The organism is Pontibacter sp. E15-1 (assembly GCF_022601975.1).
Classification (GTDB): Bacteria; Bacteroidota; Bacteroidia; order Cytophagales; family Hymenobacteraceae; genus Pontibacter.
This window is the reverse complement of sequence record NZ_JAKVIR010000006.1, coordinates 48986-74617: the sequence shown is the minus strand read 5'-3', so window position 1 is coordinate 74617 and position 25632 is coordinate 48986. Positions and strand designations below refer to the sequence as shown.

At 49.9% G+C, this 25632-nt stretch carries 14 protein-coding genes; all 14 read right to left on the bottom strand.

Going from position 1 to position 25632, the window contains the following annotated elements:
- Positions 1 to 20 precede the first annotated feature (20 nt).
- The 14 genes from MKJ04_RS05620 to MKJ04_RS05555 all read right to left on the bottom strand — a co-directional run bounded on the left by MKJ04_RS05620 (position 21) and on the right by MKJ04_RS05555 (position 25621).
- Entirely contained in the window at positions 21 to 2033 is a 2013-nt protein-coding gene (locus tag MKJ04_RS05620; RefSeq protein WP_241640081.1) for a RagB/SusD family nutrient uptake outer membrane protein, read from the bottom strand.
- Positions 2034 to 2054: 21 nt separating this feature from the next.
- Positions 2055 to 5312 carry a SusC/RagA family TonB-linked outer membrane protein gene (locus tag MKJ04_RS05615; RefSeq protein ID WP_241640080.1) on the bottom strand — a complete coding sequence of 1086 codons (3258 nt, stop codon included), beginning with the start codon at positions 5310 to 5312 and terminating at the stop codon, positions 2055 to 2057.
- 1160 nt (positions 5313 to 6472) lie between these two features.
- On the bottom strand, positions 6473 to 6724 hold the full coding sequence (locus MKJ04_RS05610) for a hypothetical protein (RefSeq protein WP_241640079.1): 252 nt from the start codon (positions 6722 to 6724) through the stop codon (positions 6473 to 6475).
- Between the two features lie 735 nt (positions 6725 to 7459).
- Positions 7460 to 9679 carry an ATP-binding protein gene (locus MKJ04_RS05605; protein ID WP_241640078.1) on the bottom strand — a complete coding sequence of 740 codons (2220 nt, stop codon included), beginning with the start codon at positions 9677 to 9679 and terminating at the stop codon, positions 7460 to 7462.
- 373 nt (positions 9680 to 10052) lie between these two features.
- Positions 10053 to 11903 carry an NPCBM/NEW2 domain-containing protein gene (locus tag MKJ04_RS05600; protein WP_241640077.1) on the bottom strand — a complete coding sequence of 617 codons (1851 nt, stop codon included), beginning with the start codon at positions 11901 to 11903 and terminating at the stop codon, positions 10053 to 10055.
- A gap of 200 nt (positions 11904 to 12103) precedes the next feature.
- A complete protein-coding gene (locus MKJ04_RS05595) occupies positions 12104 to 12364 on the bottom strand; it encodes a glycoside hydrolase family 30 beta sandwich domain-containing protein (protein ID WP_241640075.1) in 261 nt (86 codons plus the stop codon).
- Positions 12365 to 12617: 253 nt separating this feature from the next.
- Positions 12618 to 13676: a glycoside hydrolase family 43 protein gene (locus MKJ04_RS05590; RefSeq protein WP_241640074.1), complete on the bottom strand. Its 1059-nt coding sequence runs from the start codon at positions 13674 to 13676 to the stop codon at positions 12618 to 12620.
- A 39-nt stretch (positions 13677 to 13715) separates the two neighbouring features.
- Positions 13716 to 15926: a family 43 glycosylhydrolase gene (locus tag MKJ04_RS05585; protein ID WP_241640073.1), complete on the bottom strand. Its 2211-nt coding sequence runs from the start codon at positions 15924 to 15926 to the stop codon at positions 13716 to 13718.
- Between the two features lie 633 nt (positions 15927 to 16559).
- Positions 16560 to 16826: a hypothetical protein gene (locus tag MKJ04_RS05580; protein ID WP_241640072.1), complete on the bottom strand. Its 267-nt coding sequence runs from the start codon at positions 16824 to 16826 to the stop codon at positions 16560 to 16562.
- A 3-nt stretch (positions 16827 to 16829) separates the two neighbouring features.
- Complete coding sequence (locus MKJ04_RS05575) at positions 16830 to 17876, bottom strand: DUF5013 domain-containing protein (RefSeq protein WP_241640071.1); 1047 nt, start codon at positions 17874 to 17876, stop codon at positions 16830 to 16832.
- A 50-nt stretch (positions 17877 to 17926) separates the two neighbouring features.
- Positions 17927 to 19096: a glycoside hydrolase family 43 protein gene (locus MKJ04_RS05570; protein ID WP_241640070.1), complete on the bottom strand. Its 1170-nt coding sequence runs from the start codon at positions 19094 to 19096 to the stop codon at positions 17927 to 17929.
- A 138-nt stretch (positions 19097 to 19234) separates the two neighbouring features.
- Positions 19235 to 20917 (bottom strand): RagB/SusD family nutrient uptake outer membrane protein, encoded by a 1683-nt coding sequence (locus MKJ04_RS05565; RefSeq protein WP_241640069.1) that lies wholly within the window; start codon positions 20915 to 20917, stop codon positions 19235 to 19237.
- Positions 20918 to 20942: 25 nt separating this feature from the next.
- A complete protein-coding gene (locus MKJ04_RS05560) occupies positions 20943 to 23837 on the bottom strand; it encodes a SusC/RagA family TonB-linked outer membrane protein (RefSeq protein WP_241640068.1) in 2895 nt (964 codons plus the stop codon).
- A 53-nt stretch (positions 23838 to 23890) separates the two neighbouring features.
- Positions 23891 to 25621 carry a RagB/SusD family nutrient uptake outer membrane protein gene (locus tag MKJ04_RS05555; RefSeq protein ID WP_241640066.1) on the bottom strand — a complete coding sequence of 577 codons (1731 nt, stop codon included), beginning with the start codon at positions 25619 to 25621 and terminating at the stop codon, positions 23891 to 23893.
- Positions 25622 to 25632 lie beyond the last annotated feature (11 nt).

Here is a 25632-nt window from a genome sequence, read left to right as displayed (position 1 = left end):
CATCGTAACAGTTTCTTTAATTACCATCCTAAATTCTCCACCAGGTGCGGGTTTCTTCTGATATCCCAGTTGCCGATTGGCCAGAAGTAATCGCGTGGCGTAATGAATTTCTGGCTGAAGACTACCCGCTCATTGTTGTAGGTTTCCACGGTTTTCCCCAAAATATTCATTCCGGTGATGTCTTTGTTCAACTCCTCGGCCGCCAGTTTCCATCTTCTTAAATCCCAGAAGCGGTGGCCTTCGAAGCAGAGCTCAATCAACCGCTCGCGCTGAATAATCTGACGCAACCCGTCTTGAGTGGTATACTTAGCGGGGTTCTTGGAAAAATTGCTCCACGACTCTACCACACCCATCAGGCCGGCTCTGGTTCGTATTTTATCCAGGTATTCGATGGCTAAGGGCGAGCCCCCTTCTACTTCATTTTGCGCTTCGGCATACATCAGGTATAAATCCGCCAGCCTTACTTCTGGCCAGGGATACTGTTTCCAGGTTGGCGCGTTACTGCTTCTGGTAGTCGATTCCCAGTGCACGAGTTTTTTGATGAAGTAACCGGTTTCGCTCCAGTTCGTGAAGTGGCCAAACCCGGCTTTCTCGTTGTTTTTGCTCTTCACAAAAAAGGTGTTGACATCGCTGCCGGTTTCGTTGCCGTCTTTCATGTACCAGATGCCGCCGTCAAAGCCTAAATCAGCATAAAAACGGGGTTCACGGTCAAAATTGAGTCGGGCCGTCGTCTGGTTAGGCTCAATATAGAAGCGTTCTTCTGCACCGCCTTTTCTAAGATCCATGTAGTTGCTATAGTCCAGCGTCTTGTCTTCCTCGATTGGCACACCGTTTTTGGTGTAGAACATTTTAGCTATTTTCAAAGGTGCTGACCATGCTCCCTGCATCTGAAACCGATTGCTGTTGCTGCTTCTCTCCAGTGGGGGCATGCAGAGCGCCTCGTTTACAAAATAAGAGTTAGACAATGCCCATACATGCTCTTTGCCCCATCGGTCTGTTACCGCATTCCGGATATTCAGCTGGGTTTTCGTTTCTTCGCTCAGGTTCAGCACATCGTTCCGATACTCGTACAAGCCGTGTCCGTTTTGCTCGGCGGCCTCTATGGCAGCCTTAGCCGCATCACGGGCCTTTACCCATCTGGTCGGATCGTAAGCGGGATCAAACAACGCCACTCCCTCTTTGTCTCTGAGGTTGGCAAAATCGCTGTTTCCGTTAAACAGGGGGCTGGCTGCATACAACCATAATTTCGCTTTAACGGCCAGTGCAATGGGCTGGGTAACCCTGCCCAACTGGTTGTTTCCGTCAACAATGCGTTGTGGCAGCTTCTCCACAGACTTGTCCAGCAGGTCAGAAATGTAGTTCACACAATCCTTGATGGGCATGCGCTTTGCCGTTGGCTCCTCTTCAAGCTGGGCTTCATCCAGGATCGGAATTGGACCATACATGCGCATCATGTAGAAATGGTAATAGGCTTTCAGAAACTCTACCTCGCCAATCCATCTGGTGCGCTCGTCGAGCGTCAGGTCGGGCACCTTGTCCTCGTCCCGGATGTTCTCCAGGAAAATATTGCAGTGACGGATGCCTACCCATATCCGCAGGTAGTTGGATCTGCCGTCGTTTCCTTTGCGGGCTCCTCCCCATTCATCAAACAGGGGAGCGTCTTTGTTCTGCTGCCCCTGGGCAATCCTGAATGCCGGGTGCCAGTGCACCTGACTCGACTGCGGCAGCCAGATTTCATCGCCAGACATCAGCCCGCCGTTAAACCACCCGTCGCCGTTCTTTGGCAGAAAGGAGTAACAGGTGAACAGATACTTCTCTGCCTCATTGCGCAGTTTAAAGGCATGCTCCATGGTGGCAACATTATCCGGCACTACGTCCAGGTAATCGTTGCAGGAAGTGAAAGACAGCGCCAGTATGATGGCAAGGCAGCTCAATCGCTTCGCTCCGCCTGCGGGTTTATGCATCCGGAGCCGCGTTACGCGCATCACCTTTTTAAGCTGTGCTATTTTTAGGAGTATAGATTCTTTTTTCATGGTATTCTTGAATTACCTGAATTAAAAATTAAAATTAACACCAAGGTTATACACTGACTGAATCGGATAATTCAAGCCGTTACCTCCCATCTCAACATCCCACATTTTGAATTTGCTAAGCACGAAGAGGTTGGTAGCGGAGAAGTATACCCGGGCACCTTGCAGCCCCAGCCTTTCTATGTTGCCCACATTGTAGCCGAAATCAACGTTTTTCAGTCTCAGGAAGTCGCCGTTACGCATCCACCAGGTGGACTGAACATTATTGGAGTTTATTTGCCAAGTGCTCAGGCGGGGCCAGAAAGCATAAGGGTCTCTGTTGTCTTCTGACCAGTGGTCGTCTGCAACAACCTGTAGCAGACCGTTCTGATAACCGCGACTCTGGACAAAGGGCTGAATGGCAGCGGGGTTGATAAAGAAAGTAGAGCGGGCAGACCCCTGGAAGAACACGTTCATGTCAAACTTTTTGTACCGTATATTGGTACCAAAGCCATAGAGAAGCTCAGGTTGCCTTGGGTAGCCGAGCGGCACCATGTCATCGTTGTTGATCACACCGTCACCGTTAATGTCGCGGTACTTGATATCACCGGCCTGCAGTCCGGCATCGCCGAATTGCACCGGCGCGTTTGCCACTTCCTCGTTGTCAATGAACAAACGCTCTGCAATAAATCCCCATTCCTGGCCCAACGAATGCCCTCTTCTGGTTAAATGCATGAGCTCGCTCGGGTAAATCAATTCATCAACCTTAACTGCTTTGCTGGTGGCGAAGGTTAACGTCCCTCTCATCTCGACGCTCAGGTCTCTGGAGACACTCTTGTTATACCGCATTGATAAATCGACCCCCTGAGTTTCGGCCTTGCCATAGTTGGAAAAAAGCGGTGCCATTAAACCGGAGGCATTATCGATGTAGGTAACAGGCTGCAGTATGTTTGACCTGTACTGCTTGAAGGCATCAACGATCAGTTCCAGATCTCCACTGAACAGGTTTAAGTTCAGGTCCATACCCAGGTTTATCTGCCTGGACTGCTCCCAGGATATGTTATCATTAGAATATCTTGAGATGGAAACACCTGGTCTGTAATAGGTTGCGGCTCCATCGTTTCTACCAAATGAAGCGCCATACCCACCATCGTTCAGGTTGACATTAGACATATACAGGAACCGCTGATCTGAATTGCCGATTTGGTCGTTGCCAACAAGGCCGTAGGTTGCTCTCAGCTTCATGTTTGGTATCGCACCTAACAAAGGCTCAAAGAAGCCTTCATTTGAGATGCGATAGCCAATGCCTGCAGAGGGGAAGAATCCATACCGCTTTTTCTGGGCAAAACGCTCCGAACCGTTGTAGCCAAAGTTAAACTCAGCCAAATAGCGATCGTCGTAGCCGTACGTAAACCTACCGGATACACCGTGGTTTCTGTTGGGCAGGGAGCGGATTAAGGTTCCGGCGTTGCTTGCTTCAAAGCTTGATATGTAGGACACCAACAAACCGCCAACCGCGTGTTTCTGGTTAAAGGTCCTGTTGTAATCCAAAGCGCCCTGTAGCCAGAATTGTGATGAAATCGTTTTGTCGATTTCGTTATAGTTGAGGTATTCTGTACCTACCGTTCCGATAGAAGTGGAAGAACCGTCATTAAGCACGCCAATGCTATAGTTTCCATCTTCCGGGTTGATCGTAGCAGAATAAAAAAACGGATTATAATACCTATCGAGGGCAACGAACGATGTTCTCTTCACATAAGTCATCGCACGGGCGCTCAATCCTTCTGTCAGGAAATTCAGATCCTGCTTCAGCTCAAGCTGCGGATTTAAGTTAGAGCTTTTATACGTCTGGTAGCCCTTTACCATTTCGGCGTAAGGGTTCATAAAGAGCGTAGAGGTTTCGACCGCGTCGCCGTCCAGGGTACGAGACGAACCGAAGAGGGGGTGCTCTACATAAGGGAGCTTATCTTTGGGATACACTGCCGGAAACATCACCGGGTTTGCTCGTAAGGCATTATCAAAAGTGGTCTCGCCACCGCTTCTCAGCCTACCCCAAGCATCCCTGGTTCCGATAGGGCCGCTGTAATCATCAAACTGCCCGTAAAACCTGGCAATCAGCCTCGTGGATGGGGTAACATCTAACTCAACATTGGATCGGATGGAGTAGTTGTTCAGCCTGACATTGCTGTTAAAGCTGTTAATCGGATCCACCTTTAGCACTCCGGTATCCCTGTTATAAGTACCTGCTATATAATAGCGGCCTTTGGGTGTACCTCCGCTCAGGTTAAGGTTATACCCCTGATTAATGGTGTATGGCTTTATCAGCTGATCGAGCCAATTATTGTCCGGGAAAAGGAATGGGTCTTCACCAGCGCGCGTGCTATTGATCTTGTTTGGCGAATAGATTGGAATTGCGTTAGGAGAGCGGGCAATGGCAGCCTCGTTTGCCTGCTCCATATAAGTAATGTTGTCTGCTAACTTAAAGTTTTTCGTGTTGGTAGATATTCGGTTCTCTACCCTGAAGTTTAAGCGTACGGGGCCTTCTTTACCGGATTTGGTGTTAATCAATACCACACCGTTTGCGCCTCTGGCCCCATAAATAGAACTGGCGGCGGCATCCTTCAGCACCGAGAAATCGGATATATCGTCGGGCTGCAAGCGGGCCATGTCTGTCTGGGTAGACTCAATACCGTCAATCAGGATAAGCGGGTCGCGCTTTCCGCTACCAAACGTGGATAAACCACGGATATAGAAGGTTGAGTTGTCAGTTCCCATACCTGGCTCGCCGCTTTGCTGGAAGGAGATAACACCGGCCACCTGTCCGGCAATGGCGTTTGTCAGGTTTGCTGATGGCGTTTTAAGATCTCCTACTCTTACTGAAGTGATGGAGCTAACCATACTGGCCTTTCGCTGCTCCCCAAAACCCACCACCACCACTTCTTCAAGCGATTTGGTGTCAGTGGCCAATACGATATTGATCTGACTTTTATTCTGGATAGGCACCTCCTGCGTCAGGAAGCCAATAAAGGAGAAAACAAGTGTACCTGTTCCGTTAGGCACTGACACCAAGAAATCTCCATTCCCATCTGTGATAGCGCCAATCCCTGGGTTTTCTTTGAGTACCACATTTACTCCGGGCAGCGCAGAGCCGTCTTCCTTAGAGACTACATTTCCGCTAACGGTTACCTGGGTTTGTCTGGTGCCTCCTACTTCTCTTTCGGGCTTTCTTGGCACTTCTTTCAGCACAATGGTTTGCGCCCTGCTATTTTCAGCAGCCTTACTGGGAGTGCTGCTTGCATACATGCTACGCTGAGCATATGAAGGAGCAAAGCTTAAACTTAGCCCCATGGCCACCAGTAGCCACTTCTTTTTTTGTAAACTTATTCCCATAATTGCACGTGGTTACTTTTTGACTAATCGTGATTCAAATTTCTTTTCTTAAAACTCCTCAGGCAGAACCGCAGCTTTCACATAAATTTGTTTTTCCCTATCTCCTCCCCCTTTCATCCAACTGTATTTTCTGCCTGCATCAAATCCCTTAACTCCGTATGTCTGTGATCGGCATCAGCCTTTGGCGAAGCTTGTATTGCCAGTACCCTTGCTTTATTTAAGGGTATCGCCTATTGCTACATTTTCGAACTTATCACGCTACAGGTCATCACAAAATAATACCAACACACATAGATACTTAAATCGTATAATCAGAGGGAATATTCTCTAATAATCATAGACAAAACTGCGACTCTTCCTCCTTAATGATAGGGGGGAATTTTCTAAATCAAGGGGGGCATGCTTACACCAATCTGTATTAATCGTGTTTTAAAAGCTTATTTTACCAGTAAACAGGCCTATATCAGACATTTGTTAAGCTTGTGCTTCCGCTTCCAAGTTTTTAATTCAACTACCGCGCAAAATGTCTGCTATAAAGTTTTCATGGCAACTAAATCCACATACCACTTCCTAAATAAATTACAATTATATAGCATCTAATGAAGCCCCTGCATGTATAGGTTATTTATGCAATATTCTATTTAGGTATAGTGTTGCTATGGACGCCCTATAAATGCGCCATAGCTGTAAGTGCCCAGCTATTTTAGGCATACATTGTCCACTACTTGCCAGGTGGCGGAAATTTGAGAAAAGATCTTATTGTGTAATTCTATTTGTAAGGAGAAAAGCACCCTAATTGGCATTGTGTTTTCCTACTGGAATGGCAGGCTTGCACAAGCTCCGATTGATCCGGCCCTTTTTGCCTCCTATTATGACTTTTAGTTGAAAAAGCATTTCTAAACAGTGCCGCGCATAGCTCTTCTACTAATTGAATAAGCCGGGTTTGTTGAAACACGACCTTTCGAAAGACTATACAAAATGCCTTTTAAATCATTTTGTGGTACAGTCCTATTTTTGGAAAGGGGACTGCTTTATATCTATTAAGCGAAAGCTTAGCCAGCGGCCTGCCTTATTTATATCGAGTTATACTTTGCTTTAGTAGAAACATACCACGAAGGACTCTCCGTTGCATAGCCGGACAAGATGAAAACTGCAGCTTTTTGCAGCCCTTCATGTTCACGAGCTGTAATTGACACTTCTTCTTGAGGTTCTATAAGTAGCGCACAGCTAGTATACAATGCCATGTTGCCAATAATACCTAATAGCATCATGAAGCCACTAAAAAGGGCATTTTGTATTTCTTTATCGTTACTTAGCTTTGTCATATCCAAAGTATGAGAAGAGATGTAAGTAATCAATTACATATAAATTCAAAATGTATTTTGAAGCAAGCCTAAAAGCTTGTGAAGCTTGGTCTTGGTGTTTCTTATATCCGCTTTACTCAGGAATAATTCTCCTGTAATTCTCAAAAGGATTGCTTTGATTCTGGTTATCACGCTGCAGGTCAACAGTTAGGCTTTACTGCTGAAACTGCAAATCGTTTCTCAAACATCCGAGCCATGCCGGCGTATCCGCAATGAATTATTCAGGACTAGTATTTTGAGGCGTCTTCTCAAGCTATACTCAGACCTGATAAAACCGCACAGCTTAACAGCATACCCAATACCTTCTGCTAAGTGAGTGACTAATCAAATATAAGTGTATATTTGACAATATAAAACTTTTGAAGAAAAAAATTTACGCTACAGAATAAATTGAATACAATTCTGCGAAGCAACCGAACGCCATACACTTATATATCCCAGGAAATAGCTACAGGTGCCTATTTTGGTAGACCGATTACACATTAATCATCTTGCCTCATCCCGCTTTACAGATACAGCAGGGCAGGTTTCTCCATCAAAATTCAGCATATTTATGCTGCGTTTTAGAATAATTTCATCCGCGGGTAGTAGAGGCACGAAGAACTGAGAGGGTCAGTTTACCTACAACCTTGAAAGGATAAACACGAGCTTATACCCACAGTAACTTCTGTAGACATTCAAAAATTAGAGTACACCTTATACTGTTTCGTCATCAGCCTTGTCTTTTCCTTCGATAACCTGGCCCTTTAGCGTATAGCGCTTATGCAGTGTTTTCCTGTATTTTTTTATAAAGTCCGAGGGGTTTAGTCCAAACAACTTTTTAAATTGCTCTCTAAAATGTTTTATGTCACTAAATCCCGCCTCAAATGCAGCCTCATTTATTCTGTAATCCTTATCAATGAGCAGGCGTGCGACTTTGCGTAACCTGATAAGGCGCATAAAATCGTTTACTGATCTGCCAGAGATTTCTTTCACTTTTATGTAAAGGTTCGACTGGCTCATACCCATCTCCCGAGCAAATGCCTTGACCTTAAAGTTAGGGTCTTCCATGTTTCGCTCAATAATTTCGATGCATGCGGCAAGAAAATCGCTGTGCTCGGCTGAAATCTTCAGCTTATTGGTTTTAAGCGTTACTTCGTTGTAGAAGTAGCGTTGCAGGCTGTCACGGGTTTTCAAGACGCTCTCTACTCTGGCTATGAGCATCTCCTTCTCAAACGGCTTTGTGATATAGGCTACCGCGCCACTCTCTATACCTTTCAGCTTGACTTCAGGCGATGAACTGGCCGCCAATAAGATAATAGGAATGTGATTAAGCGAGGGGTTTTTCTTTATTTTGCTGCACAGCTCCAGGCCGTCCATACCCGGTATCCTAAGGTCGCTGATGATTACATCCGGCACGTGCTCCTGGGCAAGCGCCAGGCCGTCCTCCCCGTTTGCGGCTTCATAGATGGTATAGTTGCTCCTGAAAATCTGCTTCACATACTGCCGTATCTCACCGTTATCCTCTATCAGCAACAGCGAGTCCTTATCCGTCACTAATGCTCCTTTCAATAGATTCTCAGACCTATTTTCAGTTGCTTCGTCTACCACAATCGGGGTATCCCGCAGTTCGTTTAAGATAGCAGATGGTTCCACGTTATCCTCTGCATTACACGCTGCTGGCAGATGCTCTTTGCCCTTCGGCAGCAAAACCCTAAAAATGGTGCCCTTACCAGGTTCGCTTTGGTAGGAAACCTCGCCATTGTGTATCTCGGCAAACTTTTTAACCAGGTATAGCCCAATGCCAAAGCCGCCAGTGTTGGTTTTGCCGGAACCATATACCTGGTAAAATTTATCGAACAGTTTATCTCCGGTCTCAGCAGGAATGCCGCAACCGCTATCCTCTACCGAGAGCATTACCTGCTCCTCCTCCTGCACACGCAAGGCTATTTTTCCGGAAGCGGGGGTAAACTTAAAGGCGTTGGAAAGTAAGTTAAAAAGCAATATTTCCAGTTTCTCACGGTCGCCATAGAGCTCGATCTCTTTGGTTGCACACGCAAACACATATTCTATTTTCTTCGTTTTTGCCTGATGCACAAAACTCCGGTATACCTCTTCGCAGACAGCAGCAATGTTGAGCCGGCCGGCTTTCAGCACATCTTCTCCACTATCCGCCTTCCGGAAAAGTAACACCTGGTTTACCAGGCTCATCAGGCGGTGGGCGTTCCGGTATACCGCAGCCAACTCCTGGATATTAACTCTTTCCTGCTTCCTTTCCAGCAGCTCTTTGATCGGGTTTATGATAAGCGTTAAGCGCGTGCGGAACTCGTGTGACACATTGGTAAAAAAAGAAATCTTTTTCTCGTTGAGCTCCGCTTCTTTATCGGCTTTTACACCGGCAATACTGAGTTCAAATTTCAGGCGGTTATGGTTTGTACGGTAATAATTACAGGCATATAAAAGCCCGGCCACGAGGGCAGCATAAACGCCATACGCCCACCAGGTTCTGTACCAGGGCGGCAGCACCTGAAGATGCACGACCCGCTCCCGCTTGTTCCAGATGCCCGCAGCGTTGGTAGACTTGATTCGTAACGTGTAATTTCCCTCTCTTAAGTTAGAGTAACTGGCGGTGCGGTGCTTGTCGGTGTAGTTCCACGTTTTGTCCCATCCCTCCAGTTTGTAAGCGTATGAAATTTTCTCGGGGGCCGTAAACTCCAGCGCGCCAAAATCAATAGAGATAAACGCTTTGTCGTAGGGCAGAATGACATTATCCGCCAAGTATAAGCTCTGCTCCTCTTGTAGAATATTGTCTGCCGGGGTAACAGGCTTGTTGAATATCCGAATTCCGGTAATCAGCAGATTCGGGAAGGCATGGCTCGACTGTATGCTATCCGGATAAAAAATATTAAATCCTTTGATGCCACCAAACGAAAGCAAGCAAATTATTGATAACAACAATCTCATAATACACGCTAGAGCAACCGCTGGCGAACATGCAATTTCAGTAGGTAGTTTACAATAGATGCCAGAATAACTGTTAATATTACACTTTTTAAATTAATATCATAACGCTGTGTAAAATTTAACAATGTCATTCTCTTTTTTGCACTGTTGGGGAGAGAACAATAACCTCCTGCCAGCTTTTAAAAAGCTATTACAGCCTAAGGTATGAAGTGTAAGGCTGCTTTATTTCCGTCCGTTTTGGTTGGCAAAGAAGTTATTAGTCGCAATTTTATAATATTCCTCTGCTCATACCGGATTTTATACTTCTCCATCAGGCTGCTATCGTTCGTGCCAGCATACTTTTCCCTTATATTTTCTTCCGCTTCACCGCTTTCAACCGATAGAGTCCGGCGCCATGCTGGTTCAGTTCCGGCGCAAACTCACCGCTAAACTCTCCCAGGTCTTTGCCGCTCCAGAGGTCTTTCACGTTGGCGGCATCAAAGCCCAACTCCTTCAGCTGCACCACTACTTTGGCGGAGGCAGGCGGCTTTGGGCCTGCAGGCTCTTCGGTGAACACCATAAATTTCACTGTGGCACCCACATTTTGCTCTGCTCCGGCTTTATCCAGGGCAGCAAATGCTTTGAAGCGGTTATACCCTTCGGGCAGTGTGTACTCTAACACAGAGCTCGAGTGGGTCCCGATGCCATCGGTGTACTGTTTGCCATTTACCGCCAGCGGACCACCGGCCACGCCTTTGTTTACCTGCGCTTTCCCCCAGCCAGCCTTTGCCTTGTCCCACTTCAGGGAGGTTAGCTGCAGCGAGTCCTTGCCATTGTAAAGGGTCGGCCTGATCCAGTTGGCATGGTCCCATTCAATCCCGTCGCCTGCGTCTGTTACAACCAGGTAAAGCTTTTTCGCTCCGGTTATGTCCACGCTTACAGCTTGTCCGCCACCTTTTGTATCTCTGCTGATGATGGCGCTTTTCCACACCGCTTTGTTTTCCTGCGCTTCTACCTGGTCGGCTATATTAAACAGGGCAAGGTACTTATCTCCGGTTTTGGGGTCGTCGGCAACCCAGGCCACCTGCTCTTCGGTGCGGAAAAGCTCTTTGTTGTTGGTGCTGGAGTTAAGCACCTGCAGCACCTCTTTATTGGTAAGGAGCGCGTTGGTAAACGCGTCGTTGCTGGGCAGGTCGCCGCCAAACATCAGCGGCGACTTGAAAATGGTCCATAGGGTCATGAGGGTATACTGCTCGTCCTTGGTAAAAGCGGTCATGCGGTCATCGCCGCGCTCGCCGCGGATGCTCAGGCGGCCCATTGGCAGCATGTCGCCGTCGGGCCATGCGCCCGGCATGCGGTATTCGTTCCAGCGGGCAAACACGTCGAAGTGCTCTTTCAGCTGCAGCCAGCTATCCCAGAAATCGCCTACGGTACGCCACATGTTGGCATGCTGCTGCACGTGTGCGGCCTTGTTAATGGGTGTTTCGCCGGGTGAGGTGCTGAGCAGAATTTTGCGGCCGGTGCGGTCAATTGCTTTGCGGATCATTTCTATCTCTCCTTCAAAATAGATGGGAGAGGAGAGGTCGTCTATCTTTATAAAGTCAAGGCCCCAGTCGGCATATAATTCGAAGAGAGAGTTGTAGTAGGCCTGTGCTCCTTCTTTATCTGGCAGAATGGTATACATGTCGCGGAGCCAGCGGCACTGGTCATCCGGCGAATAGATATCCTGCGCGCGGGCGCTGCTGCCTTTTATCGGCATTTTCTGCTCAACGGCCACCACCGGTATACCCCGCATCATGTGAATACCGAATTTCAGGCCTTTGCTGTGAATGTAATCTGCAAGCGGCTTGAAGCCTTTCCCGTTTGCAGCGGAAGGAAAACGGTTCGTCGCCGGAATCAAACGGCCGTACTCATCCATGTTAAACTGCGGGTCGGTTTGGTTGTAGCCGTGAGCCTTGTCGTTACTTACATACCACCGGATGTCCACCACCACATACTCCCAACCCGATGACTTCAGGTGTTTTGCCATATAATCGGCATTGGCTTTAACCTCTTCTTCCGTTACGGTTGGCCCGTAGCTATCCCAGCTGTTCCAACCCATAGACGGTGTGGCTGCCCACTTATGGAATGCCTGCTGCTTCACGTCTTTTTGCGCCATACTTATACCTGCGGTCAGGCTCAGAAGCGCGAGGGATAGCCCAATAACTTTCTTCTTCATATGCTTAGGATAATGGTATGATCTGAAGATGTACCGTAGCAGTGGGTTTAGTGACCAGTACGGAAATGTTTTGTACCTGCCGCGGGGCCTGCACGATGCACGGAGTAAAGCCAAGCGGGGTTAGGGCTGCTACTACAGGGGCAAGGGTTAACTTCTTCATGCGTATCATATTTCAAGTATGGGCTACAAAAAGCCATCTGCTAATTAGTCCCATCAATAACAAGCGTAGTAATAGACCGGGGCGGAAGGCTGACGCTGTCGTCCTTTATTTTTTGCACCGGCTGCGCCTTTAGATTATCATCTGGGGTGGCAGTGGTGCTGTAGCTGCGGTATGTTTTCGCTGTTCCGATCCCTTTTAGCTTCAGTTGCTGCTCCTGTGCCTGGTAATTTATAGCCACCACAACCGTTTTCCCGCTGTCATCGGCATAGGCCGAAACCATGATATGCTGATCGGCGTCCATTGCACTTAAGTTATCGCTTCGCCCTATTTGCAGACGGTGCATACCGGGCCTGATAAAGTAACTGCAATGCCCCCTACCTCTCTTTCATCCCAACGACCGTGCAGGTATAGGCTGGCAACTCCATCTGCCCAACCTATACATGCGGCAAGCGTTGGTTCACCACCACAGCCACTGCTGCCAGCACAGGTAGTACAGAAGAGCGATTTGCGCACTTAAACAGCTGTCATATAAAACTTATATGTCCGCTCGTTCTTCAAAACTTTGTTTTATACCCCCAATGATCGGCCAGTTTCTGCGCTTCTTTTTTGGTAAGATGTATAAAAGCCCCGTGCTTGGGCGAAGTGAAGTTCGTTGCCTTCATCATACCCTCGTTAAAGTGCCCGAGATGAGTGAAATTTTTAAAGTCTGTTGTTTCGCTGAAGCCGAAGTTGTGCGGGTTAATGCCGTAGATATCATATACCAGCACCCATTTCTCCAGTCCGATGCGCTTGAACACGGTGGGCGCCTCACAGGCGTTGGGATCCGGGTCATACCACTCCGGATCATATACATAGCCGCTATTAACGGAGCCGGACACAGCCTGTTTTATACCCGGCGTGCCATCATGGGGGGTATAGAACATGTGGTATTTGTCACCAACTTTTGTAATGTCTGCATCTATGTATGAGACATCTTTCGGATACTTAAACAGCAGCTCCGGCTTTGTTTCGAGTTCGGTGAAGTCGTCGTTCGTGTAGGCGTAATACAACTTGTTTTGGCCATTTCCGAAGCGCATGGTGAAATAGAGCATCATTTTCTTTTTCGCCTCGTCGTAGATGATTTCGGGTGCCCAGGCACAGCCAATATCGTCCAGCTCTGGAAATGCCTGGTCTACCCGCAGGATGGAGTGGGTCCAGTGTACGAGGTCTTTTGACTTCATTAGTACCAGTGCCCGGTTGTTCCCCCAGCCATACTGCTCCCCATCACGCTGCCACTCGGTATCGCGGTAGCCTGCTTTCTGGGCATAGATATGCAGGTCGGTCATGGCCATGTAGAACACATTGTCCGGACCGCGCATGATGTAGGGGTCGCGTATGCCGCGCTGCTCAGCAATGGTATCGCCTGCTATCACCGGTAGGCCACTGTTCACATCCGTGAAGCTGTAGCCATCCTGGCTCAGGGCCATGTACAGCCCGTGGGTGTCGTCTTTGAAGTACACCATCAGGTAGGCGCTCATGTCCTTTTCGCGTGGCACCTTCGCCCGCTTCTGACTCATTCCGGCAACCGGCACTAACAGCAGGGCCAGCAGGTAGAGCAATAATGTTTTCTTCATGATAATAGCTTTATTATTATTCCCGATGCTATCACACTATTACTGCTGTACAACGACAGCTTTTATACCTTCATGTGTCGGCTTCACCTCTTTGATGCTGCCATCGGGGTTAAACTCCATTTTATCAATGGATACTTCACGGTTGTAGCCGGCGGCGCTTCCCATGGCAATGCCTTTGGGGTAATTGAAGCGATGATACACAATATACCACTCGTCCGTGCCCGGCAGCTGAATGGTGGAATGGTGACCGGTGCCGTAGATGCCGGCTTCCTTGTCTTTCACGATGACCAGGTTGTTCTCCGGCACACTTATTTTGCCTGTAGGCGAGTCGGAAGTGCCGTAGCGCACCTGGTAGTTTTCGTCGCGGGTGTCGTTCTCAGACCAGGTAAAATAGTACTTGCCCATGCGGTAGAATACGTGCGTGCCTTCGTTGTACGACTTGACTGGCGTTAGAATTTTCGTCGTGCCGGGCTTCAGGGAAACCATATCGTCGTTCAGCTCGGCAGCAGCCATATAGCTATTGCCCCAGTACAGGTAGCTCTTGCCGGTTTTAGGGTCGGTTAACACATCGGGGTCAATCTGCTGGCCGCGGGTTATACCTTCCGGAAACTTGTCGATCAGGGCTTTTCCGGAATCCACAAACGGCCCGGTCGGGTTGTCGGCTGTGGCCACGCCAATCTTTTGCGCCGCCGTGAAGTAGTAGAAGTATTTATACTGTCCGTTCACTTTCTTTTCGATGATGCAGGGCGCCCAGGCATTCCGGTCGGCCCAACTCACATCCTTGTGCAGATCCAGAATCACGCCCTCATCTTTCCAGTCGACCAGGTTTGTAGAGGAGAAAGCTTTAAAGTAGGTGCCTGCCCAGCCGGTAAAGCCATCGCTGGTGGGGTAGATGTAGAACTTGCCCGTTTTCTCAGCATATATAATGTCGGGGTCGGCGTACAGGCCTCCCAATATCGCGTTGTGGTCTTCTTTGGCAATTACCTGATACATCTGGGGTGTTTTCCCTTTCATGGCAACAGTGTATGTTACCGGTCCGGCCGCAAAGTTCTGCGCCCCTTCCGGCGAAACAGTTACCCCGGGCAATGTATGAAACTCCGGGTTCAGCGCTTTTAAATCGGTGCCCGGCTTCACAGGCAGGTATACCTTGTGCTCCGCCGTGTCTACCACCACATTTATTTTCTTAATTTCCTCAGCTTTCGGAGTCAGGGTGGCTGCATCCAGTGTTCCCCATTTGCCCATGAGCGCTTCGGCTTCTTTTGTCGTGATCGGCAACACCGTACCGTGGCGGGGATAGAAGTTCATGCTGATGGCATCGTCCACCACCTCAAAGTTTTCCAGGTCTTTCGATTTTGTGAACTGGTACTTGCCCTTGGTATACACATCATACATCAGGATGTAGCCTTCGCCGTTGTTGAGTTTGAAAACGCCTGAACCCTCTACAGGGTCTTTGGTCTGCTGCACGAATTTATCCCGCAACACATACCCACCCGTCAGCTTAGCCGACACGGCTACCTTCAGGCCCGAGCCAGCGTCTTCCGTTTTGAAAAACAGGTGATATTTGCCGTCTTTAAAGATGATGTCGCCATCAATGGCGCCATTGTTGGTGGGGCTGTAAAAGAGCTGCTTTGGCTCTGTTTCCAGATCAGTGAAATCTTTGTTGGCGTAGGCGTAGTAGATTTTATCCGGGTCGTTGCCATGCTTCATCGAGAAGTAAACCATGTATTTCCCGGCCTCGGGGTCGTAAATGGTTTGCGGCGCCCATACCCGCAGCAGGTCGTCGTTGCCCGGAAACCGCTTCTGGATGTTCACCACACTGGAGGTCCAGTTGAGCAGGTCCGTGGACTTAAGCAGCACCATGGCGCGGTTAGAGTCCCAGCCGTTGGCCGACACCATGTCTGTCACGACCATGTAAAAAGTCTTGCCGTCAGCACCACGCAGAATATGCGGGTCGCGCACGCCGCCTGTGGAGCTGATCTTTTCGGAGAGAATAACCGGTTTGTTGTTATTCAGGGCTCTGTAGGTATAGCCATCGGTGCTCAGGGCAAAGCGGATCGCTTCCTCGTCTTTGCTGTTGCCGGTGAAGTAGGTAAACAGATAGGCTGTGTTGGTCTCGCCGGACTCCACACCATCAGCCACGCTGCTCTCTTCCTTTGCTGTGTTGCCCACAGTAGAACAGGCAGACACTACTAAACTTAAAACGAAGCAGCAGGCAAAATACCCGCACCATTTTCCAATTCTAACACGCATATATAATTTTTTTAAGCAGATGAAAATGAGCCAGATCAAATCATGAAAAACGCTCAACTTGCAATTTATCAATTATTAAGTGTCACAATAACAATTTACTAAAATAAAATGAGCCTGAGGAATCAAAAGGGGGCTAAACTGTCATAAAGAGGGGGGAATTGCTAAAAGATGCGACTACAGCACACAATCGGCGCTTTACTAATCCCTAAATAATACGCAGCTACAGACATTTGCAGAAGGGTAGTGTTTTTCTGAAAAGGCTATGTGAGATGCGCTGGATCTGGAAAAGATCAAGCGCTAGTTTCTGGAAAAGTGCAGGAGCGGCAAAACCCACATTCGGCAAAGACGGAGCCTTCGTCCCTATTTTAAAACACTTTCTCGAGGCCGCACTGAATGAGGAGATGAACCATTAAAACTAATATATATCTTCCACCAGCACACCAGCAAAAAATGGGTCATGCCGCTCTCCAACCGGAGCCTGACGGCCCAGCAGCTGGCCATTTGGTTTGGCGAGAGGATACCCCTGGACTTGAAGTGAGAAGCACCTCATGGGTATGGCCCTTTTACCGTTAGGCTAAAGCTTTAACAGTAAAAGGGCCAGTGAATTGAAGTATGGAAATGACACAGTTTAAATTATACCTCCTTAAATTTACTGTAGCCATCATAGCTTACCTTCAGCAAGTCGTCTTCTACCCTAACGGTACTACGATAGATTTTCACAATCCAGGTGACAATATCTTTACCGTTAAACAGCGGTTGCCATTCACCTTCTGAGTCTACCTGCTTCTGCACCGCCTGTGTTGGCTCATGCCATCGACGGCCAGCACTGGAAGCAAAGTGTATAAGCACACCCTTGTCAAGTTTCCGGTATTTGTTTATTTTTTGATCCAGTAGCTTCAACAACTACTCCAGCCTGGTAAGCTGTACCCGTTTGACCTTGAAGCCCTGTCCGGAGGCAGGGAAGTTTACCACAATGCCTATCGACACTTCTTTTTGCTCCTCCAAAGTAAACTCTACAACGCTGCCTGCCAAGTTGCTATAGCTTAGGGCCCCCTCTTCCACTGCCGCATAGTCAGGCAGGCCGGCTCCTTCAGCCACCACCAGATAGGCAGGGTCTTGCATGCCTTTCCAATCCCACTCCGCAATCTCGAATGCATACTTTCCAGCCGGTAGCGTAGTGGTCTGGTACAGTTTCCCGTTTAGGATTTCCGGTGATCCCCAGCCTGCTTCCAGGCCCAAGGTGCCTCCAGCATCGCTGTTGAAACCGCCATAGCCGTTGTGGCTTTTGGCAGCTCCGTTTGCAGTCCATCCATTCAGGTTCCCCCAACGGCCTCCTGGTGTTTCCCTTTCGGTGGAGATAAACGGATAGCCTGTGTTGACCAGGTATTTTGCCGTTACGTCGCCGATCTCACTGGCAGCAATGACTGCGTCCGTGTCTATGACCACAACAGTGATGCTTTTAGAGGTCGTCAGGCTGTGGCTGGACGGATCAGTAATACGAACTGCCAGGGCAAGTTTTTTTCCTTGATTTTCTATCAATGTATTGAAGTTAACCAACAAATTAAGTGGGGCACTGATAGTATTAGCGGGCACTATAACAGACGTTGGCAACATATAGCTGCCTTCCGGCAGCAGCACCATGTTGGCCAAGGCCCCGTTTGCGATGAGTTCGCTAATGGTATCGTTGTTCACCGCCACGTTCACACTGAAGGTATCCAGGGTCACTGTTGATAGCGAGACACCGAGTGGGATTTTCAGGTAGGTCTTTTCTTGGTCTACAGTGTAATTCCCCTTTGTAGGCACTGCCAACTGGGTTCCACCCCGTGTCATAGAAATACTGAGGGGAGGCTGCGTAAGGAACATCTCATCATCCTCTTTGTCGCAGGAAACCAGCAGAGCACCAGACAGGCAAACTACCCCGTACGCCAGTTGTCGTATAAATTTTTTCATATATTATATTAGATCTTTATTTCTCAGTTTGTCGATAGATTACACTACTCTTATTCGGCGTATCTGCTTTCCCCGCGCCGCTTCGGTTTCAGGTCTGAAAGTGTCCACTCCTCCAGCCACCGGAGTACAGGCTTTCCGTCTTCGAAAAAAACAGGCAGCCAGATGTAGCGGCCGTCAATGGGATTATTTGGACGCCACCTGTCAGCCATAAAAATAAAGGCATCCTTTTGCCCCTGCACCGGGAGCACATAAGTGCTCTGTGACAAGAAGGTGGTGCTCAGTTCCTCCTCTGTTCCCCGCACAGGGTTGCCCAGCGATTTCCAGCCACGCATCATGTTGTCGCTCACTGCCGATCGGGCAGGGTTGGGCGCCCAACCCGTCAGGCCGGAGGTAATCATATAGTACTTGCCGTCTTTCTTGAAGATGGCGGGGGCTTCGTTTCTCCCTCCCGGAAATACCCGCACATACTCATCTGTAAAGCTCAGGTAATCATCCTTCAGTTTGCCAATGTGCAGGGTCCTGTTCTCCTCTGAAGAGGCAATGTGGTAGGCCGTGCCGTCGTCGTCCACAAACAGGGTCATGTCCCGGGACATTTGCCCCTGCTTAAAATCCCGCTGGAGGAAAGCGCCTGCAGCCACCTTCTGCTCCCAATCCGGATCGTTGTCTGTTACCGTGATCGGCTCTGTTTTGTGCGCCTCCGTGGCGTTCTCAGGCCACACGCCGGCATGCGGCCGGACGCTCTTGAGGTACGTATAGGGTCCTGTCACTTTGTCCGCCACCGCCACGCCAGTGCGGGCGGCACTATACCCCTGGCCCTTCAGTTCCAGGTGGAACCACATGACGAACTTTCTGGTCTTCTCGTTGTAAATGACCTTCGGCCGCTCGATGACTGAGCCTTTCTCTATCTCGGAGCCGCTGCCCTCTGCATCCACTGAGAGGGAAGGGCCTTCGTTTTTCCAGGTGTTGAGATCTTTAGAGGAGTAGCAACTTACGCCCACCAAGGCTTTGTTCCCCTCGCGGCCTGCCACTTTATGCTCGCCAAACCAGTAATAACGGCCCTTGTGGAAAAGCATACCACCGCCGTGCGCGTTGATGTGCTCTCCGTTGGTGTCTCGCCAAATTTCACCTGGCTTAAACATAGGCTGGGTCTTGTTACTTTGGGCCACCACTTGCCCAAGCATTCCCATCAGAATCAATACACTGGCAAAAATCTGCTTCATTGTTATGCTTACTTATGAATTAAAACCTCAAAAGTCTCGCCTCTTGATATAGCTAAGCAGTTTTAGGAGATAACCGCGCATGCGTAGCCATATTCAAGCACAGGCTATTCTTGTTAGCCAACTCCATGACAGGCTATGTTACCACCCAGGGTTTTGTGCTATACGACCTTCTGACTTGTCAATTTCTATTCTCGGTATAGGGTATAGGTACATGTAATCCTGGAAAGTGCGCTGTTCTACAGGCTGAGCCAGGAAATTATAATCAAAAGAACCATCGGCATTCGGAGACACGCGAACACCATTGATAGGGGTGCTCAACACTTCATCGGCAATCATCCAGCGGCGCAAGTCCCAGAACCGGTGCTCCTCAAAGGCCAGTTCCACGCGCCTCTCATTTCTGACTTTTTCCCTGAAAGCATCCTGGCCCATCACCTCCACAGCGGGCATGTAAACCCCATTTCTGCTTCTGACCATGTTCAGCGCCTCACGTGCCGAGAGCGTAAAATCTGCCGGAATTTGGTCAGGGCCGAACGCTTCATTCATAGCCTCTGCGTAGTTAAGCAGAACCTCTGCATACCGGAAGAAGATCCAGGTATGGTTACTTGTTCTGTTTTGCTGCAGATCAAGCCCTTCATCCACATATTTTTTCAGGTAGTAGCCGGTTCTGGTGGCGCGGGGCCTTCCAGGTCCGTCACTGCCCCCTGGGTAAATCTCCACGCGTCGCCCTTTATAGTCTGAGTCGTTCACAATAACCGTCATGCCTAGGCGGGGGTCTCTGCCAGTATAGGGTTTCTGAGGGTTATAGGCCGGGTCTTCTTCGATAGAGAGGCCGTTTTTGGTCTCGTAGGCATTCACCAGGTCTTGGCTGGGGTTCGTGCCGCCCACTGCGCCTTCAAAGCCTACCGGAAAGTTAGACCGCTCGAACCCGTTGCTCGGAGCATAGCGCCGCGCAAAAATGATCTCGTTGTTGTGCATCTCCCGGAAAAGGTTTCTGTAATTGTTCACCAGGTTATACTGACTCAAGGCGATAACCTGATGGGCTGCCGCTGCCGCTGCTACCCACTTTTGCCGGTCACCCGACGGGTTATGCAAAGGGCTGGCCGCATACAGTAGTACCCTTGCTCTTAGAGCCAAAGCCGCCCCCTTTGTGGCCCTGCCGATCATGCCGTCGTCAAACACGCCCACCCATGACTCTCTCAGCTCAGCATCCACCGCAGCTAGCTCAGAAACGATGAAATCAGCGGTTTCCTCAAACGAGCTTCTGGAAAGGCCAGGGTCCTCATCCGGTGATAGTACCTGCGTAATGACAGGTACCCCCCCATAGCGCTTCGCCAGTTCAAAGTAAAAGTAGGCCCTCAGGAAACGTGCTTCAGAGCGCAACAGCCCTAATTCAGTTGACTGCACCTGATATGCCTGCTTGCCGTCTGCAGTGATGGTATCACGCAGGATCGTGTTCTTATAGCCCACCGTTTTCTCTAGAAACAGGTTGGCTTTCCGGATACCGGCGTAATAGTGTCCCCATTGCTCATCCGGGTTGTTGAACGGCCCCCAACTGCCATTTGTAAGGCGCTGGATGTCCCGGCCAACGCCGGTATGCACGGCATCGTCTGTGGCGGAGGCCAGCATGGCACCATCAATCCGGTCGAAGCCCTGCGGAAGGTAGTTGTAAATACCTATACCAAAGTTCCGGATGGTGGTGTACGAAGAGAAAACCTGCCCTTCTGTATAATTCGTGTCTATCTTCCTGTCCAGGAAATCATCCTCGCAGGCTGTCAGGGCCAGGCAAAGAGAGACGGCAAGGAGTGCTATATGTTTTTTCATCTCTAGGTTATCTTTCGTTTCAAAATCAGAACTGCAGGCGAACACCCAATGTATAGGACTTTAATGGCGGATAGCCGCTCAGGCTTACAGGGTCCATGGCGTCTACCTCATCCCATGTGAACAGGTTAAACCCGCTGGCAAAAATTCTTGCGTTTGATAGGCGCACCTTATCGGCAATTGCGCCTGGCAGGGTATAACCCACTTCTACATTGCGTAGGCGCAGCGCACTTCCTGAGCGCATCCACGAGGTAGACGGCCTGTAGTTGTTGGCGTTTGGTAATGTCGTTAACCGAGGATAGGTGGCCGTTGCGGCGTTATCAGGCGTCCAGCGGCCCAGTGCATTTGCGGCAATGTTGGCATCGTCCACAAAGGCCCAGAAGTAAGACCCGTTCAGGTATACATCGCGGTTGGCGATACCCTGGAAAAACACTTCCACGTCAAATCCCTTGAACTGGGCGCCGAGGTTGGCAGTATAGGTCAGCTCAGGGTAAGACGGCTTGCCGATGGCAATCTCATCATTTTCATCAATAAAGCCGTCGTTGTTCTGGTCTCTGTACCTGATGTCGCCCGGCTGTACCGGGGCAAAGGTGGACACAGGAAGGGCAGGGTTCAGCATTCCGTTTTCCTGGAAATCTCCCGTGTTGTAGAACCCGACAGCCTCAAGCCCGAACAGTTGCCCCACCGCATGCCCCGTTCTGTACAGATAGTCTTCGGCACGCGTTACCTCATTCATCTCTACGATTTTATTGCGGGCAAATGAGCTGCTGGCACCGACGAAGTAGCCAAAGTCTCCGATCTGGTCCCGGTACGTCACGTTAATTTCAAAACCCCGGTTTAGTACCTCGCCCACATTCTGGTAAGGTGCTCCTACGCCAATATAGGCAGGAATTGTGGCAGCGGCGCTGGCTAAAATGTCCGTTCTTTTCTCGTAGAACAGGTCAAGCGTGAAGTCCAGTTTGTTGCGGATGCTGCCGTCAAAGCCGACGTTGTATTTCAGCGCTTTCTCCCAGGTAATGTCAGGGTTACCCAGCGTTCCCTCCATAATGGTTCCGATTGCTGTGTTTTCGTTGCCGAACCGGTAGTCACCGGAATAATAGTAGTCCTGCACATATGCGAACCTGTTGCCAATGAGCCGGTCGCTGCCAACTAAGCCTACGGAGGCGCGCGCCTTCAGGAAGCTAAGCGTGGCATTCTGTTGCAGGAAATCTTCATTGCTGACCACCCAGGCGGCTGACAAGGCCGGAAAAAAGCCAAACCTGTTGCCCTTTGGAAACCGCTCCGACCCACTGTAGGCAAAGCCCAGTTCCGTAAAATAGCGCGACTTGTAATTAAAATTTAGCCGCCCCATCACGCTTTGCTGCGCATAGGGCACGTTGTTGCCGCTAACGTCATAAACATCCTGGTGGTACATCACCATCGCGTCAACGCCATGGTTTCCGAACTGCCTGGTATAATCAAGGGCCGCCTGCACGTTAAACCTGTTCCACTGGTCGTTGCCGCCCTCATCCACACTGAAGTCGCTGTCAGTGCCGCGCTGCCTGTAAATCAGCGTATCACGGCCATCGCTGGTGATGCCTTTGATGAGTTCATTGTATGTATAGTTCCTGGTTTTGTTGTAGTTTCCGCGGTGCCAGTTATTAACGGACAAAGCCTGCCGGAACGTTAGCCCCTTTGCAAGAGAGCTCAGGTCCTCAGAGAGCCGGAGCGTGGCCATTAGGTTACGGTCATGGGACGTGTTGAGGCCTCTGTCTAACACAGTAGCAACCGGGTTGTCGGGGTAAACAGAATTGCCTCCCCAGGAGCCATCGGGGTTGCGTACCGGAAAGGCGTTTGCAGGGTACCTCGCCATGTTGTCCCAGAGCGCCAAGCCGTTGTAGTTCGGGAAAGAGCGGTCCTCAATCCTGCCTCCCAGATCCAGGGAGGCCGTAATTTTAGAATTCAGGTCTACATCCAGATTGGTCCGGAAGTTATACTTTCTGAAGTCAGCATTGGAGTTCTCTTTCCTTTGCTTGTCGGTACGGGCATAAAGGCCCTCGTTTTGCATATAGCCTAACAAAACAAAGTATCTGGCAGCTTTGCTCCCCCCTGAGAAGGTAAAGCTGTAGTCGCTGATAGGAGCGCTTTCGCGCAGCACTTCGTCGTACCAGTTTACATCAGGATGAAGGAAAGGGTCACTCCCGGTTTGGTAGGCTGCCAGATCCTCGTCAGTGTACCGTTGCGGCAGCCCATCATTGGCAAGCGCCTCGTTGTACAGCCGGCCATAGTCATATGCCCCCAGGAACTCCGGAAGACGGGTGGGCTGCTGCAGCCCTGTGCGAGCGTTAAAGGTTATTTCACTCTTACCAGCTTGCCCTCTTTTGGTGGTCACCAGTATGGCTCCGTTCGCCCCTCTGATGCCGTACAGCGCCAAAGCAGCGGCGTCTTTCAGCACCGAAACGCTCTCTATCTCCTCTACATTCAGTTGGTCAAAAGACGCCTCAAACCCGTCTACCATCACCAGGAAGCCTGCGTTGTTGCAGGTGCTCAGGCCCCTGATGAGCAAGCTTGGCTCATCATAGCCTGGCTCTCCTGAACCCTGCAGCACAGTAAGGCCCGGTAAGCGGCCATAGAGGGTATTGCTTAGGGAAGGGGTTAGCGTTTTTCGCATCTCTCCGCCGCTTATCGTAGCGATAGCAGCCGTGGAGCCTACATAAGGCTGCTTGCCATACGCCACATTCACAACGCCACGGCGCAGGTATTTTCCAAAAACAGGGCTGATACTGTCTTGTGCCAGGGTATCAGTTTGGGCTACTGTAGCCATCCCGTCTATACCCAAATCTGTTGTCTGGGCCTGGCTTCCGGCCCAGAAGGCACAGCATCCCCCCCCCACTAGCAGGACCTTGCGGAAAAAAACAAAGTTCAATTTTATAGCTACTTTCATATAGTTCAAATAGTTAAGCGTCTGACAAGAACTTCAAACTTTAGTATGGCCTGTTACCAGCCCGGGTTTTGCTTTATGTACCCTTTGTCGATCTCATCTTGCGGAATGGGATATAAATACAGCTTGTCGGCCCAAACACGGGTTTCGAAAGGCTCCTTTTTATAGATAAAAGTTCCGTCGCCTTGCTCGTAGAGGTTCAGGCTTGTAAACTGCCCTCGCATCACGCCCTCCTGCCCGGCTATCATCCAGCGCCTTACGTCAAAGAAGCGGTGCTCCTCAAAGGCAAGCTCCACGGCCCGCTCTCTCCAGATGGCCTGCCTCAGCTCTTCTTGTGTGTCGTAGCGCTCGTCGGATGGGGAGATCTCAGGTATGCCTGCGCGGCGCCGGATCACGTTTACCGCCTCGTATACTTCAGGGGCCAGCGGCGACACTTCGTTTTGGGCCTCGGCATAGTTGAGGTAGAACTCGGCCAAGCGGAATATGATCCAGTTGAACTGTCCACCTCCCCAGTTTGCGGAGGTCAGGAATTTTCGCATGAACCCGACACCGTTGACAGGGGCTCCCCCGAACCAGGCCCCGTCCTTTGTCTTATAAAAGTTGCGGTTGCCTACCTCATCGTTCCACTTAGCACCTGAGTACAGTACAGAGTATTGGAAGCGAGGCTCCATTTGCTCCATCTTCTCCTGAAATTCGCCCCTCGGCCCGGTTTCAGGCCATACCTGATTTGTTCCGTCTGCTGTGTAGTACTGCTGGGCCTGCTGGTACGTAACGCCGTGGCCGGTCCAGCCACCGTAGATGCCTCTTGGCATGGCAAACTGCCCAAACATAGGCCACCAAGCCCCCCACCACCCTTGCGACTGATTCACCAGTATTAGCTCTGAGTTATTCTGCTTTTCAATGGCATTGCGGTAATTTTCCTTTGGGTCAGCAGAAGCCGTTACCAGGCTCACCCCTGCCGACTCGGCCCAATTTAAGACGGCTTTGTTGGCGTCGGCGGCTCGCTGCCACCTTGCCAGGTCATAATTGCCGTAGCCTGTTAGTTCCTCGTTCCCCTCCAGGTAAGGTGAGCCAGTGTTATGTAGCGGACTGGCAGCATAGAGCAGCGCTCTGCCTTTCAGGGCCAAGGCAGCTCCTTTTGTGATGCGGCCAGTGTAGTTTGCCGGATAAGCGTCGGGCAGCACCATGACCGCTTCATCACAGCTTTTTACAATAAAGTTGACACATTCCTCATAAGTATTTCGAGGCAGTTTAATCTCTCCCGCCACTGTCAGCACGGTGTCCACAAGCGGAATGGCCCCGTAGCGCTTCATGAGCTCGTGGTACTGCAAGGCCCGGAGAAACTTCGCCTCGGCCTGCAGCCGCTGCTTCTCGGCTTTGCTAATGTCCGGCACCTTGTCAATGTTCTGCAGAAAGATATTGGCGTCTCGGATGCCCTTGTAGTGGTAGCCGAAATCGTCTTCGCCGTTGTACCCGGTGCTCACGTTTCCTGTGTTATGGTTGTTGGCTCCCACCCACGAGCTTTCGTAGTCTCCTTCATCAGAGGCCGCCATCAGCATGGAAGCGTACATACCGTGGTGCCGCCCCCAGTCAACGGGGAAGCCTAGCGGCACCGTGCTGGAGTATGTCTCCCATAGAAAGGACTCAGCCTTGAGCTTTTCCGAAAAGATCTCATCTACCGTCACATCACTGCTTTCCGGTTTCTCTAAAAAATCCTTCTCGCAGGATGCCAAGGCCACCATGCCGCTTATGGCGACAAGCACCAGTCTGTTCTTTAAATATCTCATTGTCTTTACCT